Below are 19,077 nucleotides of genomic sequence, written 5' to 3'. Positions count from 1 at the left end.
ACTTGTGCCGTTCCACTTACAGAGAGCTTTATCGCTGTAAAAATATACCTGCTTTTCTTGAACAAAAATACTTTTGAAAGTACCCAGTTCTTTTTCAAAATCCTGATTAGCGATAGGCTCAAATTGCCACTTTCGGGCTTTATCCAAAACACCTCTGCTGATAGAACCTTTGCCTGCCACCCAAAGCTCTCCTTCCGAGCCAAAAGCTATGGTGTGTGGACTAAATGAAAGAGGCAGGTTCTCCCAAACAAAGCCATCGTACATCAGGATACCTTCGGAGTGGGCAAAATACAAAATTCCTTGCTTATCTTGGGCAACCTCTGTAACTTGGGGAGTGAAGTTGAGGCGATAGTTTTTTACCCATAAATTGCCTCTTTGAGCAAATGAAAAAAATGAAAGGAACAGCAGTCCAAACCCTAAAAATGCCTTCATACGCTTCAATTTTGGTGTGTAAATTGGGGCGAAATTAACAAAAAATAAATAGCTTTCAGCGAAAAATTGTTTTAACCTTTTGTGAAATTTTGCTATGTCGGTTCAAAAATTATTTGCCAAAACACTTTCCGTAGAACTTACACCCCAGCAACAAGATTTTGTTGGCATTTTAGAAAAATTTTTGCAAACCGACCACCCCAAACCTACTATTCTTTTGCGTGGCTATGCGGGTACAGGTAAAACATTGATGGTCAGCACTTTTGTAAAAGTAGCTTCACAACTTGGTTACAAAACGGCTCTTTTAGCCCCCACGGGTAGAGCCGCCAAAGTATTGGGGCGTTATGCAAGCAAAAGGGCTTCTACCATTCACCGAAAAATTTATCAACAAGTAGATACACGTCAGGGGAGGTTTGTGTTCAAACTTGTCAAAAATATCGCCGAAGATACAATTTACATTGTTGATGAAGCCTCAATGATTTCTGATAAGCCCGTTACAGGCAAAAAAAGCCTTCTGGACGATTTGATAACTTTTATTTTTGCTCGTCCTGAAGCAGGAAACAAACTGATTTTGGTAGGTGATGTTGCCCAACTTCCACCTGTGGGCGAAAATACCAGCGTAGCCTTAGACAAAGATTTTTTGGAGCAGAAATACAAACTGCAAGTTTTTTTCTGTGAATTTACCCAAGTAATGCGGCAAGCCGAAAATTCGGGTATTCTGTATAATGCAACGAACATACGCAACCTTTTGCGTGAAAATAGCCTTCAATTGGCTCTGAAAACCAAAGGTTATCCTGATTTTTACCGAATGACTTACGAAAAATTAGAGGACGGCTTACGATACGCCTACAAAAAGTATGGATTAGATGAAACCATTGTGCTTTGTCGTTCCAACAAGAATGCCAATAATTTCAATCGCTACATTCGCCGAAATATCCGATTTATGGAAAGTGAAATAGAAGCAGGCGATTACTTGATGATTGTCAAGAACAATTATTTTGTACTTGCCGAAAATGGCATCAATGGTTTTTTGGCAAATGGTGATATGGTAAAAGTTCGTAGCATAGAAGATACCGAAGAAAAATATGGTTTTCGCTTTGCTACAATGGTTTTGGAGCTATTGGATTATGAAGGCGAACCTTTTGAAGCAAAAGTAATTCTGAACACCCTTTATTCAGAAACGCCTTCGCTTTCTGCCGAAGAGTACGATAAACTGCACCAAGCGGTAGCCGAAGAATACAAAGACGTAGGCAATAAACGCTATCAGTTGGAATTGCTGAAAGATAATCCTTATCTAAACGCTTTGCAAATTAAATTTGCTTATGCTATCACTTGCCACAAATCGCAAGGGGGACAATGGAAAATTGTATTTGTAGAGCAAGGCTTTATGACGGAGGAAATGATAAATATTGAATTTTTGCGTTGGCTTTATACGGCTATTACCAGAGGAGAAAAAGAGGTTTTTCTTATCAATTTCAGAGAAGAATTTTTTGAAGCCTAATTGGAGATAGTACATCAGAGTAAAGAAACAGGCGGCAAGAAACAAAATGTTGGACAGATTATTTCTAATGCTTGAAACTTGAAATATCAAATCTTTCAGGAACCAGCGACTTTGTTGTTGCAAAACAAATTTTTCGTTTTTCTGTGAAATTTTTAGCAAGCTATTCAAGATTTTTTTATTTTTCCGTTTTGAAATTTTTTACACCAAAATTGAAGTCTAATGAAACAACTTTTTCGTAAAAAAAGCATTGAGCAGATACTTTCAGATGTTCAGCAAGGTTTTGGTGAAGGCGAACACGGAGCAGGTCTGAGCAAAGAACTTGGACTTTTTGACCTTACTTCGCTTGGTATTGCGGCAATCATAGGGGCGGGAATTTTTGCAACTATCGGGAAAGCGTCCTATAACGGAGGTCCTGCGGTTTCATTGCTTTTCATATTTGTAGCGGTAGCCTGTATTTTTTCGGCTTTGTGTTATGCTCAATTCGCTTCGCTTATTCCCGTGAGCGGAAGTGCGTATACGTATTCTTATGCTACCTTCGGCGAATTGGTAGCGTGGATTATCGGCTGGGCTCTGATTTTGGAGTATTCGGTGGGTAATATTGTGGTAGCCATTTCTTGGTCGGGCTATTTTACGGGCTTTTTGCAGGGCTTTGGAATAGATTTCCCTGCGTATCTTTCCACCAACTATGGCGGAGCTAAAGAGGCTTTTGAGCAGGTTTCCAAAGACCTTGCCCAAGGAGTACCTCTGGATAAAATCTCTTCCAGTTTGCGAGAAGGCTATCTTGCTTGGAAAAATGCCCCCGAAATTGGTGGGTTGAAAGTTATTTTAGACCTCCCTGCCTTTTTGAGTGTAGTGCTGGTTTCTGCACTTGCTTATGTGGGCATTAAAGAATCCAAAACTGCCAGCAATATAATGGTAGCAGTGAAAGTTTTGGTAGTAATTTTGGTGGTGCTGGTAGGAATGTTTTATGTAAATCCAAAAAATTGGTCGCCTTTTGCTCCTAATGGAGTGGAAGGTGTTTTGCAAGGAATAGCGGCGATTTTCTTTTCTTACATAGGTTTTGATGCCATTTCTACCACTGCCGAAGAGTGTAAAAACCCACAAAGAGATTTACCCAAAGCAATGATACTTTCCGTAGTGATTTCCACTATTTTGTATGTGAGTCTTACTTTGGTGCTTACAGGGGTAATGAACTACACGCAACTCAATTCCGAAGACCCCCTTGCCGATATGTTTCATTTTCTCAAAATGGATTTTCTTTCGGGGATAGTAGCGGTAAGTGCCGTTTTTGCAATGACCAGCGTTCTACTGGTGTTCCAACTCGGACAGCCCCGTATCTGGATGACTATGAGCCGTGACGGACTAATGCCACCTGTTTTTGCCAAAATACACCCTCGCTTTCATACACCTTCTTTTGCAACTATCATAGCAGGACTTCTAGTAGCTTTGCCCACGCCTTTTATCAATATTGATTTTGTGGTAGATTTGACAAGTATCGGAACACTTTTTGCTTTTGTACTTGTGTGTGGCGGTGTTCTGATTTTGCAAAATACAGCCAAAGGTAGAGAGCAAATTGAAAAAGCACGCTTCAAAGTGCCTTATTTCAATGCCAAGTTTATTGTACCTGTGCTTTTTGTAGCGGGCTTTGCATTAGCTTGGCTTTGGAATACTGAGCCAATGAAGGACTTTTTTACATTTAGCAATGCTTTTCGGGTTGAAACTTTACAAAAAGAACTTGCCAGCAAGCAAACTGAACTTGCCCAAAATGAAACCAACGAAATAAAAATGGCAATTACTACGCTGAAAGAAACTTTGAAAGCAGAGCAAGAAAAATCTGCTCTCAAATTATTTTTTGAGCGGTTGCCTTTGTGGGTGTTTTTAGCAATGTGTGTAATAATGAGTTGGCTTTCTTGGAGAAAAAATCTTTCGCTGATACCCGTTTTGGGCTTACTTGTAAATTTTTATTTGATGTCTGAAATAGGTATTGCCAACTGGATAGGTTTTGTAGTTTGGCTGGCTTTGGGGCTAATTTTCTACTTCAACTATGGCTATAAAAAAAGCCGATTTGCTCAAAATCAAGCATAAATGAAAACAATTTTTAGAGTTTTAGGCATTGTGGTAGTTGTTTGTTTGCTTGTGCTTTCTGCCCAAGCTCAATTGCCCAAGCGTAAGTGGTTGCCCCAACGCTCTTACCAAGAGCCGAGAGCCTATTGGGCGGTGCAGTTATCTTTGGGGGCAAAACAATTGGCGATGACACCCACACTTTTTGCTCTCAATTACGACCACCCCGATACCGATACACTTTTTCTGAATCAGGAAAATATCACAGCGGCTACTTTCAAAGGGGGGAGCAGTATAGCTTTCAATGCGAATTTTGCCTTGGAAGCAGGTTTTACAAAAGGTTTTTTTGGTGAAATCCGTTTTGATGGCATTTTTACCAATCCATTTCTAAATAGTGTAGAAGTAGGCGGCGGTTGGAACTTTGAACTGACTTACTACGAAAACGAGCGACTTCTGACCATACGTCCTGCTGTTGATTTTGTTTGGCTTTTCAATCAGTTCAAAATTGGTTCATACAATTTTCCCGAGAATGCTCGTCAAATTGCAATGGTTGATGCAATTTACGAAAGAAGGGCAAATCTTAATTTCTACTTACGCAATCAGGCATCGGGTATAAAGCCTCGTCTGAGTATTTCGCTTCCTATTTCGCCGGGCTGGATGCTTTGTGCCGATATAGGCTATTTGTTTATTTTGAATAAATACAGCCGTTTCCGCATTACACAAGAAAACATACACGAAAGTCCTTATGTGCTTTCGCCTGACGAAGAGCGTCTGGGCTTTACAATGAATGGCACTCGTAGCCGTACCGATTTATTCACATACAGCGGATTTGTGTATAATATTGGCATTGCCCGCAAATTTGGCGATAATCGCGATAATGGCAGAAGGTACAAAGGACGTTATGCAAAATACAAGTAAAAAGTAAATTTTGCACTTAAAAGTGCAAAAAGTTTGATACTGAGTGAAATTTGGGGCTTTTTTTCTTGTGCCGTCCTGAATCTAATATCCTGCTTCCTGTATCTTTTTTCCTGTTTCCCATAGTTATTCATTATGCAATAGCTCGGCAGGGGCTTGTAAGGCGGCTTTGCGAGCAGGATACCAACCAAAAACAATGCCTATGGCAATAGGAACAAACATCACAACAAGTATCCCTTGCCAATCAAAAGCTATGCTAACTTGCATTTGACTATGAAGTAGAAAAGAAAGTAGATACCCGAAAATCAAACCTACTAATCCGCCCAAAAAACAAATAAACACACTTTCAAAAAGAAATTGCAAATGAATATCGCTTTGCTTGGCTCCTACGGCTTTGCGAATACCAATTTCTTTGAGCCGTTCCAGCACCGCAGTAAGCATTATGTTCATAATGCCAATACCGCCAATCAGCAAGGCTATGCCTGTAACTGCTCCTAAAAGTTGTGTGAGCATACGTTGCGTTTTTTGCTTTTCTTTCAAAATTTGTTCAGGTACAATAATTTCCACATCATTTTGTCCTGCGTGCAAGCGAAGAAAAGTTCTTTGCAAACTTTCGGCAGTTTTGAGCAGTTGGCTATTTTCACTTACTTGCACTACAATCCTGTGTAATTGATGGGTAAGATTACCCGAAACTTGAATGAATTTTTTATAGGAAAAACGATGCACAAGGCTTTCTATGGGAATATACACTGAAAGGTTAGTGGAATGAATACCTAAATTTTCTGCAATATTTTGGGAGCTATATTGCGTTTGAATAACTCCAATTACCTTAAACCATTGGTCATCAAGGCGAATGTATTTACCCAAAGCCGAAGCACCGCCAAAAAGTTTTTTTTCCAAAGATGCTCCAATTACACACACAGGCAATAAGTTTTGAATTTGATAGATGTTGAAAAATCCGCCTTTCTGGCAAGAAAGTTTGAGCATCTGGAAGTAGTCATTTTTTACACCATACAAATCTGTATTTATCCACTTACTTTGCGAAGAGGCAATCGTTTTCAGGTGAATTTCAGGGCTGATAAAACTTAAATTTGGATAGGTTTGGGCAATATTTTCGGCATCTTGCAAGCACAAACCACGCGAATTTTTAGTAAAATTTTTCTTTTCTGCTGTGGGAGTAATGATAATTGTATTAGCTCCAATGAGTTGCATTTCTTGCTCCAATTCTTTTTGAGAACCTTTGCTAATTGCTAAAATAGCAACCATTGAAGCTACGGCAAAGGTTACACCCAAAGCCGCCAAAAAGGCTCTAAGCTTTCTGCCTTGCAAGGCTTGCCAAGCGGTTTGGATATGTAAAAGCAAGGGAAACATTTCTATATCTTTTTTTCTTGCGTCTGCTCTCTTTTTTCTAATATTTCAAAAGCATCAGCATCAAGGTATGCCGTAAATTTTTGGCGATATTCTTGCAAAGAGTTTTTATCTAAAACGATTTGCACAGCTTTTTCCTCGCCATTTTCAACTTTGGCAAGGGTTTCCCCTTTGAAGTCATACACGGCAGAGTTTCCGTAATAGGGTAAGCCATTGCCGTCGGTGCCTGCTCTATTTACACCAATGCAGTAGGCTTGATTTTCAATAGCTCTTGCTTGCAGTAGCACGTCCCAAGCACGCAGGCGTGGGTTAGGCCAGTTGGCAACATAGATGAGCAAATCATAAGCTAAATTTACATTTCTGCTCCAAACAGGAAAACGCAAATCGTAGCAAATCAGTGGGCATATATTCCAGCCTTTCCAAGTTTTGATAATTTTTTTCGTGCCTGCTGTAAAAACTTTATCTTCTCCTGCAAAGCTAAACAAGTGCCTTTTATCATAAAAATCTATACTTCCCGAAGGCTCTACCCAAAGCAGACGATTATAGAAACGATTGTTTTCTTTGATGATAGCACTTGCCACCAGTACAGCTTGCGTTTTTTCGGCTTGTTTTTGTAGCCACTTGCAAGTATTTTGGTTCATAAATTCGGCAAGTGGTGAGGCATTCATTGTAAAGCCTGTGCTGAACATTTCAGGCAAGATAATAATATCCGTTTTTTGAGGCAGAAAAGCTATTTTTTCCTCAAACATTGCCAAATTTGCTGTAATATTTTCCCAATGCAAATGGCTTTGAATAAAAGTAATGTGCAGATTTTCTTGCATTGCTATTCTACAACAATTTTCCAAGAGGGCTTACTGCTATAATTGGGCGAAATAGTCAGGATATACTCGCCTGCGGGTAGTTTGCCTACATCAGGCAAGATAGTTTCTGCCTCAACATTTTTAGCGGTTGCTTTGAAAACTTTTTTACCTTTTAGGTTGAAAACTTGAATTTCAATATTTTTACCCTGATAGCTTGCTCCCCACGCAATGCGAGGAATGCTATCGGTAGTATTTTTACGAAAAGGGTTGGGGTAAAGTGTAATTTCATCAGGATTTTGTCCTGTCATAATACCATTGGGGGTAGTTTCTTTTTTGGCAAGATAATCGGCACGAACAAAACTCATAATGCCGTATCCGTGAACAGGGTCAGGGGTATCGTATTGGTTTCCCGAGCGTCTGATGTATTCTACCACTTGCTTAGGCGAAAGTTGTGGATTGGCTTGCCAAAAACCTGCAACCAAACCTGCTGCAAGCGGACAGGCAAAAGATGTACCACTGGACGTTGTTGTTTTGCTATCGTTTGCTCCTACAACGGTATTGCTTCCCATTGCCAAAACATCAGGTTTTACTCTGCCATCGGCAGTATATCCTTGCGAGCTGAAAAAGGCTATTGTTCCACGACTGCTGACAGCACCAATGCTCAATACAGAGGCGGCATCGGCAGGAGCAGTAATTTTGTTCCAAGTGCTTCCACCCTCGTTGCCTGCACTGGTAACTACCACTATTCCTTTTTGAGCGGCTTTTTCGGCGGCAATGGTAGAAATAGCCGTTTTGCCGTCCATATTTTCCAAAGTATAGCTGGTACTATTATCATCAAATTTGTTGTAGCCCAAAGAGGAACTAATAATATCTACTCCCAAACTATCAGCTTTTTCGGCGGCGGCAAGCCAATTGTATTCTTCAATTTGGTATTCGCTGGAAGTATCTTCGGTACGAAACAGATAAAATTGAGCCTTGGGGGCAGTACCTATCATTTCTCCTTTTTGCCAAGCGGCAATGCAAGAAAGTACCATTCTACCGTGGTTATCATCTTCAAAAACAGAAGGTTCGTTCATTACAAAATCATAAGTACCAAGAATTTGTCCATTTTCAAAGAGATGTCGGAAATAGGTCTGTTTATCTGCTTCCGAAAAGCCCGAGTCAAAAACAGCGATAACAATGCCTTCACCAAAAAAGCCTTTGCGGTGCATTACATCTGCTCCTATTTGCTGAATTTGTGTAAAGGAATAGCCATAATCTTTGCTTTCAGCACCAAAGTCTTTGGTAAATGTGCTTTCTTTGCTTTCTGCAAATTTGTAGTTACGTTTGCCATTTTTTTGTCTTTCGCTTTCGGTAGTAGGTTTGGGCTTGATAACTTTGATGCCCTCTGTTTTTACGAAGGCGAGGTTTTTGATATTATTGAGTTGAGTTTCGTTGCAAAGAGCCACCACCCCATTAAGCCACTTGCTTGCATATTGTATGCTTGCTCCTGCACTTTTTACCTGACTGATATAAGTAGGATTAACGGGTAAATCTTCTTCGGTAATGGCTATATTCCATTTTTGCTTTTTTTGAGTGGCTTTAGGGCTCAAAAAAGCCGAAGGATTGCCAATTTGGTAGGGGGTACCGCTTTTATCCTTAAAAGGGATAAAGTAAAATTTTTTCTCTTGTGCAAAAGCATAAGCATTTAGCACAAAGACTAACCCCAAGGTGAGTATTTTATTCTTTGCCATAGTCTATGATAGTAAATTTTTCAACCTTGCCAGATTCTATGCGTCCTAAACCCAAATTTGGTGGATTAGAAAAATAACGAATATTTTTACGAAACAAGTATATCAAGCCGACATCAAGAGCAAAAATTTCTTCTCTTTGAATATGCGAAACCAAACTGGAGTCGTTGCCCATTTCTACTTTGAGTGTATTGCTGAAAGAAAGTTCGCCAAAAGTTTTGGGTTTGCGGTACTCGGTGATGCGATAGGTTTGCTCGCCTTTGTTGTTGTAGGCGTTTCCGTTCCAACGTTTGTTGTTTTCCGTAGGAAAAACAAGTTTAATATAAGGCACGTTATTTTCAAATTTGATAGCCTGTGAGCCTGTACGCAAAGCACTCCATACCGAATCTATTTGCCAAGGGCTATCAAAACTTATGCGTGTATAGCGTTCCAGAACAAACTGCTTTTCACCTGAAAGATTGGTAAAAGTATCCGTAACAATTTCTTTGAGTTGGTAGAAACGCCTTTGAGGTCTGCCGCTATCAGCTACTCGGTAGGTGTTTTCTTCTACATTGTAAATAAGGTATCTGCCGATTTCCAAAGGGAAATAAGCATATCCCAGCCGTTTATCGTCAGGCTCAATGCTTCTCTGACAAGCAGAAATGCTGATTATACTCACAAGACCGAAAGCCAGCGTTTTAAGTATTTTTGAAAAAATCATCAATTTGTTTTTGCTTGTCGCTTTTGCTTGTTGGCTCTGTCTTGAAAAAGTCGTCAAATTTTTTCTGTAAGTCTGTTTGGGGGCTTTCATAGTTCATTTGCAAAGATTTTTCAATTTCTGCAAGTTCTTTTGCTTCGCTGTCGCTAAAAAAATCTTGGATTACTTTTTCTTTTTGGCTTTGCTCTAAAAAGCTATCAATATTTATGCAAAAATTGCTATTTTCATCAAAAAAGTCATCAAGGTTAGTTTCTGAAATTGTTTTTTTACTTGCTTCTTTGCCAAAGAAGTCCTCAAAAAGGTTTTCGTTTTTACTTTCGCTTTGCTTTTCCCAGAATTGTTCTAAGATTTGAGATTTTTTTTGTGTAGCGTTTTCTTTGAAAAAGTTTTCTTGAATATTTTTTTGTTTATCGCTGGCGGGAGTAGGTTTGAAAAAGTCCTTACCCGCAATAGTTTCCAAGTATTTTTGTTTGTTCAGTTCTTGTTGTTCTTTTAGTTTTCGTTCTTGGGCTTCTGCTTCTTTTTGCAAGTTCTCTATGGTATTATCAGAAACTGCCAAGTTTTCAAATTCTTTGAGCAGAGGGTCCTCGTGCAAACCTGCTTCCACTTGGGTTTGAATGATAGAAGTTTCAAAAACATCTGTTTGAATATCAAGTTCTTGTAATTTTTGAGCCAATTCTTTTTGGGTTTGGGCGTTGGCATATTCTGCCACAAGAATAGCTTTTTTGGATTTGGTGCGGTCTAATTGCACTTTCATTTTGGAAACCTGCTTTTCCAGCTTGCGAATAGAGGTTTCCATCTCTTTGGCAATTTCCTGATACTCCTTTATTTGTAGTTCGCAGTCGGCTTTATGGCTAAGTAGGTTTTTGGCTTCTAAGCTATTACCTTGTTTCACAACTCGGAGGGCTTCCTTGCCTAAATCGTAGGCTTTGTATTGTAATTCATTGATTTTCTCTTGAATGGCTTTGTAATTCTTGGCAAGTAAATTCAGCGAAGCTATTTCTTTGCGAATAGCCTCTTCCATTTCGGTTATGGTGCTTTCTATAACTTTTTCAGGGATTTCGTCCTCTGCTTCTTTTTTTGTTTTTTTCAGCCAACCAAACATATCGCAAGCAGTTTATGGTTTGTAGAAAATTTTGTAATTATTAGCGTTCAAAAAGTTAGAGGTTCAAAAATTTGAGGGAAAAGTTTTACTCCGTCTAAATATTCTATCCTAAATCCTGTTTCCTTAATATTTTATTTTACCAAGTTAGGTAAAAAAAACGAAAAAAGCCACAAATGCCCGAAAATTTTTCCGAGTATTTGTCGCTTTTGCGAAAAAAAGAAGTTTTTAGCGAATCCTAAACTTTTCACCTGCTACGTATACCGAAACACGTAAGTTTTTAGCACCCAATTTTATACCTTGTTGGGTTTTGCTTTTTTTAGGATTTTCAAAGACAATCACTTGGGAAGTGCCTACTACTTCGGCGTTATGGTTTTGTACCAAAATAGCGGTGGCTTCGTCTATCCCTACGCAAAGATATTCGGGAAATTCAATGACTGCACTAAGTAAGCGATTGTGTCGGCTACGCACTAAAAAATGTTGGTCTATGATAGTTTTTTCCAGAAAGCCCATTCCCTCGCCAAACTCAATGTTTTCGGCTTCAATGGTTTGGAAAGTTTGGCTGTAAGTAGGATAGCGTTTTTCGTTGCCTGTAATCATTTTTTTGCTCATCACGGCGGCACCTGCCGAAGTACCCGCCATCATTCCACCTTGCTGATAGCACTGCCAAATAGCTTGATAGAGTTCTGTTTGCCGAAGTGTTTTCATTAGCTTGTTTTGGTCGCCACCTGTAAAATAGATGAGTTTGGCATTTTTTACACTATCCAAAACATTTTTTGATAAATGGCTGTTCAGGATAGCCAAAACAGGTATATTCCTTTCGGAAAACTGCTGTTTGGCATAAAAGATAGCAGAGTCGGGTTCGGCACTGGCAAAAGGAATAATTACGGCATAGCCGCCTTTATCAAGTTTTGCTTCTTGTAACATTCTTTGCACAAGTTCGGCAGGTCTTTTGCCGCCACCAATGATAAAAAGTTTGCCTTTCTGTGCAAAAGATGGAAGTGCCAGCGGCAAAAAAGCTAATAATACAAGCGTTTTTTTCATAACGTTAGGGTTTAAGCACTTTCCACTTGAATATACCCCATTTGCAAAGCCGATATTTTAGCGAAACAGCAAGAACGCCAAAGCCATATTTCACGCTTCTGCGGAAATTGATAGAGGAAGCCTCTTTGAAATACTTGGTAGGGCAGGTAACTTCGGCAATTTCAAAGCCGTGCCAAAAAATTTGGGCAATCATTTCGTTATCAAACACAAAATCATCGGAATTATGCGAGAAATCTAATTTTTTCAGCACTTCTGCCGAAAAAGCTCTGTATCCGGTGTGGTATTCGGATAGTTTTTGGTTCATTAGCAGATTTTGTGTAAAAGTAAGCACTCGGTTGGCGATGTATTTGTACAAGGGCATACCGCCTTTCAAAGCACCTTTGCCAAGTATGCGAGAGCCAAACACTACGGGGTACAAGCCATTTCCGATAATGGAAATCATTGCGGTTAGCAGTTTGGGGGTGTACTGATAGTCGGGGTGAAGCATAATGACAATATCAGCTCCGAGTTCCAAAGCCTTTTTGTAGCAAGATTTCTGATTACCGCCGTAGCCTTTATTTTTTTCGTGAATAATGATATGCTTAATGCCCAAACTTTGAGCTACTTCTACGGTATTGTCTTTGCTGGCATCATCAACCAAAACCACTTCATCAACCAAATCAAAAGGAATTTCCTCGTAGGTTTGTTTCAAGGTTTTAGAAGCATTGTAAGCAGGCAATACAACAACTACTTTCTGATTTTTGTACATAGGCAAAAAAATTGCTTGCAAAAAAAGTCAAATTTTGAAGTTTTTGCAAGCAAAGAATTCAAATTGTGAAAAGGAATGGTATCTTACTTCGCTACGGATTGTTTAATTTGCTCAAATTCGGCGTCATCAACTTGAATACCTAATTGAGCAAGGACTTTATTCATTTGTTCAGTTTCTATTTTATCGTCTCCGCTATTGGAAAGCAAAATCATATACATTGTTTCCACAAAACTTTTGCGTAGCGGTTTGAAAAATGGATTGTATTTTTTGAGCAGTGGTTCAAGTTCCCACAAATATTGCAAGGCTTTGAGCCAATGCTCTTGGTAAGTGCTGAAACTGGTAATCATAAAACGCATTTCGTGTTTGAAATCCTGTACAAAAATACTATCGGGCAATGTATTATCAGGTTCGGCAAGGCGTTTGAAAAGAGCGTGGGTATCTTCGTTGAGTTGCTCGTTGTAAAACTGCGAAGCTACTTTGGCGGCGTGGTCAAGCACCCGCTCTTCAAAGAAATCAATTTGGTGGTCTAAATTCACACCTATTACTACGGGTAGAGCCACCAAAAGCTCCAGCATTTGCTCGGCATTAAATACTAAGTTTCGTGATTGCATATAAGGCGTAAGCTCAAAGCGAATAGCCGTGATTTTATCTTGCAAAAAATCTACATCTGCTTTATTAACTTCCATAGGAGTAAAGTTTAGTTATGGGCTTGGTAAATGGTTTTTCCGTACATTTCAATTTCTTCCAAAAGTCTTTGGTTTTGGGTTTGTTCAAAAATCTGCATATCTATCAGGCAAGGAAAATTGCTCTCTTCAATTTCTGCAAGTATTTTTACAAATTCTTGGTAAGAAATAGGGCTGTTTTTAATGGCTAAATCCACATCACTTCTTTCGTTTTGCGTACCTTTGGCTCTTGAGCCATAGAGAATCACTTCCTTGATATTCGGATATTTTTCAAAGATTTTCACTAAAATTTCCCAATGTTTTGGGCTTATGTTGGGTATCATTCCTCTTGAAGTTTTCCGATAAACCCACGAGTAAATCTACAAATTTATTTTGAATATCTCTGATAATTTGCTCGGAAAGAGCGAAATTATATGTATGGCTTAAAGCATTTTGGCAATCAATCATTGTGAGCCAGTCATCAATGAAGTCAATATACTTGTAATGGAAAGCAGTTTTTAGAACTGCTTTGGGTGAAATTTTATCCAAAACCATTCCGTCATATTCCATTTTTTCTTTGAGTGTTTTCCAAGCAAGCTCAGTAGTAAATTCAAAACGTTGTACAACACCTTCTTTTTCTAATAACGAGAGTCTTTCAAGTTCTAAAAGTTTTATTTCTTGCAAAAGATTTATCGCTTTACCAAAATTTTGCAGTTTGTATCGCCATTTTTCTTGGTTCATACATTATTTATGTTGCATATACCGAAACGCCCCCCAATCTTCTTTTTGAAGTTTTTGGTTGGCATTTGTGGGCTGTTGGAAAATCTTTTCGGTATGGATACTTCTTTGCAAGATGCCAGTAGTAAGATAGGTGATAGCATCTTGCAAGCAGGCTTCTTGGGTATCGCCAAAGTTTCGGCTTACATCATCAATTTGAATTTTATCGGGTTGTAAGCCCTCAAAATAATCGCCGAAACCACTGGCATTGAAAGACTGAAAAGCTACGGGAGCTACTACATAATTCGCCGCCGCATTGCTTCTATCCATAATAATAGGTATCACTGGAAAGCCAACAGGTTTGCCCGAAGTCGCTCTACCGATAATTTTGACTTCCATATAGGGTTTTAGAGCATTGATAACCAGCTCGCTTGCCGAAGCCGTTGAGCCAGTGGTAATAAACACTACTCTGCTCAAATTCAGTTTAGGATTAGGATTATTGAATTTGGTGGTGGCATTAAAACTTTTGTAACGCTCATTCCAACGCTCTTGAAGCATTACTTGTCCATTGGCAGAAGCGGGGGCTATCAGGTTACAAAGATGATGAGCCAAAAAAACATATCCGCCAGTATTATAACGCAAATCTACGACCAATTCATCGGCACCAGCACTGGCAAAGAAATCAAAGGTTTGGGAAAGTTCTTGTTCGGTGGCTTTACCATTATTGGCTCCCAAAAAGGCATTGAGTACCAAATAAGCAATTTTTTTACCGCCCGTATTTACGACTTGTTTGTGCAAAACAAAATTTGCTGAATAGTTTTCAGGGCTAAGCGTAATGACTTCGGTACTATTATTAGGTTTTTGAAATTCAATGGTTACGCTATTGCTTGCAAAAAGAGCTTCATTTAGCTGATTTAGAGTGCTTGCAGTAGTATCGGGAGTGATGTTATTTACTTTCAGCAAACGCCAGCCTCGTTGAATACCTTTTTTTCCCGCCGCCGAATTGGCATATACGAATGAAATACGCAAATCGTTGGGGGTAAGAAAGCGATAACCACAGCCATAATCCACTCGGTTACCTGCTGAAGCATTATCCCAATCCAATTTACGAGAAACAAATGAAAACCTATCGGCACGTTTGCCATTGATAATAGGGCTAAATGTTCTGACAGCCAAGATTACCTCTTCGGGTGAGCCGTAATTTTTAGGCTTAAAAGTGAAAATATCAGGCAAGTTATCTGTCCAAAGGTATAACTCTTTGGAGTAGATATAGACGCTATCGCGAATATCAGCCCCAACTTGGTAGATTTCGGTACGTGGGCGGCACGAAAGCACTACAAAAAAGCCACCAATTACCCAAAATAAAAACTGCAAATGTTTCATAGATAAAGTATTTTGAGCAAATTTAAGATTTTTATTCGTAATTTTTATGAAAATGGCTAAAAATCTTGCTTATTGCTGTGATGATTTCAGGAAAATATTTGCCTTTTTGATTGCTTTTCAAAATAAAAAAGGTATATTGCAGATGTAACAAATAGCAGGAATTATGCCTTTTTCTATGAAATTTTTTATCTGTTTTTTTTGGTTTGTTTCGGTATGGGGCTATGCTCAAACTTGGGAAGAAAATTTACAAAAGGGTTTAGATTTACAAGAACAATCTGAATACAAGGAAGCTCAAAAGTACTTGGAGCAGGCTATAAAGCTCGCCGAAAAAAGTAAAAATTTTGAAAATTATTGGAAAGCAAAAACTTTTAATGGGTTGAATTTGTTGAAAATCAATCAATTAGAATTAGCAAAAAGTTATTTGCAAAGCAATATTACAGCTCTTTCAGATTTGGAAAAAATTGTAAAGCACTACCCAGTAATAAGTAGGTCGGTTTATTATTGGAAAATTCAAAATGAATATTTCCTGGCTGAAGCTCACTTGAATTTGGGTAAGTATGATGAAGCCAGAGAAATAGTTGAAACCAATAGCAGGCAACTTTCCGCAAGTTCATTGGCAAATCAGGAACAACTTGCAGGTTTTTACAATTTATTGGGTATTATTTTTTGGCAAGAGGGCAAAAACAATCTTGCTTTGGAGTATATTGAAAAAGGCTTGGATATTCGGAAAAAAAATGCCTTGCCTGCCGTTTCTGCTTCTTACAACGATTTAGGCTTGGTATATCAGGATATTGACAAAGGCAAAGCCCTTGAATTTTATCAGAAGGCTTATGAAAGCTACCAAAAGCAATATCCTGAAATTCACCCTAAAAATGCCATTGTTTTGAGTAATATTGGCATCATTAAGGTTTCGCAACAAGCATACGAAGAGGCTAAAAATTATTTTGAAAAATCGTTGAGTATTTGGAAACAGATTTATCCACTGCAAAGCCACCCCAGCGAGGCGTTTGTTTTGAATAATATCGGGAGAGTATTTTCAGAGCAAAAAAAATACGAAACGGCACAAGAGTATTTTTTCAAAGCACTCAAAATTTATGAGGCAAACTATGGCAAAAAACACCCCGAAGTAGCTAAAACATACAACCTTTTGGCAAAAAACTTTTTAGACGCAGGTGAGTATAAAAATGCTTTATCAAGCGTTCAGGAAGGAATTATCGCTAACTCAACCCAGTTTAATCTGAAAGAAGTAAGCCATAACCCTGCAAGTACCGATTTTATGAGCTTTAGTACAGCTTTGTATAGTCTTTTCCTGAAAGCTAATATTTTAAGAGAGCAGTATATCACAAAAACTGTGCGTTTGAAAGACCTGAACAATGCTCTTTCTACACTTGAAATTGCCGATACCTTGCTAAACAACCTCCGACAAAAGGCAAGTAGTAAAGCTGATAAAATTCTCTTGGGGCAAGTTTCTGCACAAATCTATGAGGAAGCGGTAAAAACTTGCTACCTTTTGGCAAACGAAACTTTCAGGAAAGAAAAGTTTTTCACCAAAGCCTTTTATTTCTCTGAAAAGGCAAAAGCTATTGTACTTTTGGAGGCTATCAGTGAAAGTAGGGCAAAAAGTTTTGGAAATATTCCTGATGATTTGCTCAAAAAAGAAGAAAGCTTGCGACAAAGCATAACTTTTATAGAGCAACAAATTGCACTAAAACCTGATGAAAATCAGCTAAACGCTTATAAAGCACAACTTTTTGAGTTGAACCGAGAATATGAGCGTTTCCAAAAAAATCTTGAACAAAATTATCCCAATTATTTTCAGCTCAAATATAGCTCCAAGCCCGTTGAACTCAAATCTTTACAAGCTACTCTTTCCAAAGATATGCTTTTGCTGGATTATGTGATAGGTGAGACAGAGATTTTTGTCTTCATTGTTTCAAACAACAAAATAGAGTTGCTTTCATTGCCTAAAATTGAGGATTTTGAGGGTGAAATTACAGCCCTGCTCAATGGTATTCGCTTGCGTGTAGGAAAAGTATTTACCAAACAGGCACATTTGATTTACAAAAGTATTTTTCCTAAAAATATTTCCAAGAAAGTAAAGCATATTGTTGTAATACAAGATGGGAAACTTGCAGTTTTACCAATGGAGGCACTTTTGAGCGAAAGTGTAGATTTTGAAAAAAATGGCAATTACCATTCATACCCTTATTTACTCCGAAAATACGCATTTAGCTATGGATATTCTGCAACTTTGTGGTACGATAATATAAGAAAGGAAAAAGTCAATAAAACACCGTCTGTAAATTTGATAGCTCCTGTAACTTTTGAAAGCAACGTTTCTTCTTTGCCCGCAACAGAAAATGAGGTGAAAGAAATTGCAATGGTTTGCCGACAGAAAAATTATGATGTTCGTACTTTGCTTTTTCAAGAGGCACAAGAGAAAACAATCAAAACTGAAAATTTACAAAACTACTCTGTTCTACATTTTGCCACACACGGCTACGTAGATGAAGAAAGTCCCGAACTTTCGCAGATTTATCTTTCCAAAGACGATTTGGAAGATGGGAATTTGTTTATGGGAGAAATTTTTAACTTGCGTATGAATGCAGATTTGGTTACACTTTCTGCTTGTGAGGTAGGCTTGGGAAAAATTTCCAAAGGCGAAGGGGTGATAGGTTTGGGTAGGGCATTTCTATATGCAGGGGCAAAAAATCTTATTCTTTCGCTGTGGCGTATTTCTGACGATTCTACGGCTCGCTTGATGATACTTTTTTATACCCACTATTTTCTACAAAATTCTCCCAATTATGCTTTTGCTTTGCAAAAAGCCAAATTAGAAATTCTTGCTATGAAACAGTTTGAGCGTCCTTATTATTGGGCGGCATTTTTACTTTTGGGTAAATGAGATATTCTTGCTTGTACTTTAATTATGATGCCTAACTGCAATGGGCTTTGAAAAATCCTATGTTCTAACATCTTAAAATTTGCCTTGTATCTTGGTATAGCTTACTCATTTTCCTTTTTTTCTTGCTACTGAAAACTTTTTTTCAGAAATTGCCTTGCCTTTGAACCCTATGGCTATGCAAGAAAATACCCCTTCTACGCTCAGCAAAGAACTTTTAGAAGAGCTACAAAATGCGATTGAAAATCTTGATGTTGCTTTTATCAAAAGCAAAATTGAAGAAGAACTGCACCCTGCCGATATTGCCGCTTTGGTATATGAATTGCAAGAGGAGGAAGCTCATTTTTTACTTGAAAATTTGGGTGTAGAAGTAGCATCAGAGGTTTTGAGCGAACTTGATGAGGACATTCGCAAAGATTTTTTCAAAAAGCTTTCTTATGAAAAACTTGCTGAATACATCAATTTAATGGATTCTGACGATGCCGTAGATATCCTGAAAGAAATGGATATTCAGGTGCGTGAGGAAGTGATTGCTACACTGCAAGATAGACAAAAGGCTCGTAATATTATTCATCTTTTGCCCTACGAGGAAGGCACCGCAGGGGCACTAATGGCAAAAGAGCTTATCAAGGCGAATATCAATTGGAATGTAAAGCAGTGTATTGAGGAAATTCGCCGCCAGGCTGAAAAAGTTGAAAAAGTCTATTCTATTTATGTAGTAGATGATAAAGGGGGGTTGAAAGGCAGAGTATCTTTGAAGAAAATTATTTTGAGTAGTGATGATACGCTCATTGCCGATATTTATGAAGATGAAGATATTGTTTCGGTAGAAAGCTACCGAACCCAAGAGGAGGTAATTGAAATAATGCAAAAGTACGATTTGGAGGCTATTCCTGTGGTGAATGTGCAGGGAAAACTTTTGGGGCGTATCACTATTGATGATATAGTTGATGTAATTCAGGAAAAAGCTGATGCCGAAAGGCAAGCAATGTCGGGGCTTTCGGGCGATACTGAAGAA

At 38.5% G+C, this 19,077-nt stretch carries 17 protein-coding genes; 5 read left to right on the top strand and 12 right to left on the bottom strand.

Annotated elements, in window-relative coordinates; all coding sequences use genetic code 11:
• Positions 1 to 432, bottom strand: a 432-nt coding sequence (locus tag ACWITO_RS00935) for a hypothetical protein (RefSeq protein ID WP_448528132.1), incomplete at its 3' end; no start/stop codon positions are given.
• A 94-nt stretch (positions 433 to 526) separates the two neighbouring features.
• Between ACWITO_RS00935 and ACWITO_RS00930 the strand changes: the two genes are divergently transcribed.
• From ACWITO_RS00930 to ACWITO_RS00920, 3 genes are all read left to right on the top strand, one after another.
• A complete protein-coding gene (locus ACWITO_RS00930; RefSeq protein WP_448528131.1) occupies positions 527 to 1,930 on the top strand; it encodes an ATP-dependent DNA helicase in 1,404 nt (467 codons plus the stop codon).
• A gap of 219 nt (positions 1,931 to 2,149) precedes the next feature.
• Entirely contained in the window at positions 2,150 to 4,015 is a 1,866-nt protein-coding gene (locus tag ACWITO_RS00925; RefSeq protein ID WP_448528130.1) for an amino acid permease, read from the top strand.
• A complete protein-coding gene (locus ACWITO_RS00920; RefSeq protein WP_448528129.1) occupies positions 4,016 to 4,909 on the top strand; it encodes a hypothetical protein in 894 nt (297 codons plus the stop codon).
• Between the two features lie 123 nt (positions 4,910 to 5,032).
• On the opposite strand, the gene ACWITO_RS00915 is transcribed toward ACWITO_RS00920, so the two are convergent.
• The 11 genes from ACWITO_RS00915 to ACWITO_RS00865 all read right to left on the bottom strand — a co-directional run bounded on the left by ACWITO_RS00915 (position 5,033) and on the right by ACWITO_RS00865 (position 15,157).
• Entirely contained in the window at positions 5,033 to 6,277 is a 1,245-nt protein-coding gene (locus ACWITO_RS00915) for an ABC transporter permease (protein ID WP_448528128.1), read from the bottom strand.
• Positions 6,278 to 6,279: 2 nt separating this feature from the next.
• Entirely contained in the window at positions 6,280 to 7,095 is an 816-nt protein-coding gene (locus tag ACWITO_RS00910; RefSeq protein ID WP_448528127.1) for an amidohydrolase, read from the bottom strand.
• A 2-nt stretch (positions 7,096 to 7,097) separates the two neighbouring features.
• Complete coding sequence (locus tag ACWITO_RS00905; RefSeq protein ID WP_448528126.1) at positions 7,098 to 8,807, bottom strand: S8 family serine peptidase; 1,710 nt, start codon at positions 8,805 to 8,807, stop codon at positions 7,098 to 7,100.
• Complete coding sequence (locus ACWITO_RS00900) at positions 8,794 to 9,504, bottom strand: hypothetical protein (RefSeq protein WP_448528125.1); 711 nt, start codon at positions 9,502 to 9,504, stop codon at positions 8,794 to 8,796. The genes ACWITO_RS00905 and ACWITO_RS00900 overlap by 14 nt, the downstream gene beginning before the upstream one ends.
• Positions 9,482 to 10,606, bottom strand: coding sequence for a PspA/IM30 family protein (locus ACWITO_RS00895; protein ID WP_448528124.1), 1,125 nt, complete (start codon positions 10,604 to 10,606; stop codon positions 9,482 to 9,484). Before ACWITO_RS00895 ends, ACWITO_RS00900 begins: the two co-directional genes overlap by 23 nt.
• A 225-nt stretch (positions 10,607 to 10,831) precedes the next feature.
• A complete protein-coding gene (locus ACWITO_RS00890; protein WP_448528123.1) occupies positions 10,832 to 11,647 on the bottom strand; it encodes a cyanophycinase in 816 nt (271 codons plus the stop codon).
• 4 nt (positions 11,648 to 11,651) lie between these two features.
• Positions 11,652 to 12,395 carry a glycosyltransferase family 2 protein gene (locus tag ACWITO_RS00885; RefSeq protein ID WP_448528133.1) on the bottom strand — a complete coding sequence of 248 codons (744 nt, stop codon included), beginning with the start codon at positions 12,393 to 12,395 and terminating at the stop codon, positions 11,652 to 11,654.
• 83 nt (positions 12,396 to 12,478) lie between these two features.
• Positions 12,479 to 13,081: a hypothetical protein gene (locus ACWITO_RS00880; RefSeq protein ID WP_448528122.1), complete on the bottom strand. Its 603-nt coding sequence runs from the start codon at positions 13,079 to 13,081 to the stop codon at positions 12,479 to 12,481.
• Positions 13,082 to 13,092: 11 nt separating this feature from the next.
• On the bottom strand, positions 13,093 to 13,362 hold the full coding sequence (locus tag ACWITO_RS00875) for a nucleotidyltransferase domain-containing protein (protein ID WP_448528121.1): 270 nt from the start codon (positions 13,360 to 13,362) through the stop codon (positions 13,093 to 13,095).
• Complete coding sequence (locus ACWITO_RS00870; protein ID WP_448528120.1) at positions 13,349 to 13,798, bottom strand: HI0074 family nucleotidyltransferase substrate-binding subunit; 450 nt, start codon at positions 13,796 to 13,798, stop codon at positions 13,349 to 13,351. The genes ACWITO_RS00875 and ACWITO_RS00870 overlap by 14 nt, the downstream gene beginning before the upstream one ends.
• A 3-nt stretch (positions 13,799 to 13,801) precedes the next feature.
• On the bottom strand, positions 13,802 to 15,157 hold the full coding sequence (locus ACWITO_RS00865) for a S41 family peptidase (RefSeq protein ID WP_448528119.1): 1,356 nt from the start codon (positions 15,155 to 15,157) through the stop codon (positions 13,802 to 13,804).
• Positions 15,158 to 15,320: 163 nt separating this feature from the next.
• Between ACWITO_RS00865 and ACWITO_RS00860 the strand changes: the two genes are divergently transcribed.
• Positions 15,321 to 18,062, top strand: coding sequence for a CHAT domain-containing protein (locus ACWITO_RS00860; RefSeq protein WP_448528118.1), 2,742 nt, complete (start codon positions 15,321 to 15,323; stop codon positions 18,060 to 18,062).
• A 169-nt stretch (positions 18,063 to 18,231) separates the two neighbouring features.
• Positions 18,232 to 19,077: magnesium transporter (locus ACWITO_RS00855; protein WP_448528117.1), on the top strand; the 846-nt coding region annotated here is incomplete at its 3' end.

It is taken from the genome of Raineya sp., assembly GCF_053497555.1.
This window is presented reverse-complemented; position numbering and strand designations above follow the sequence as displayed.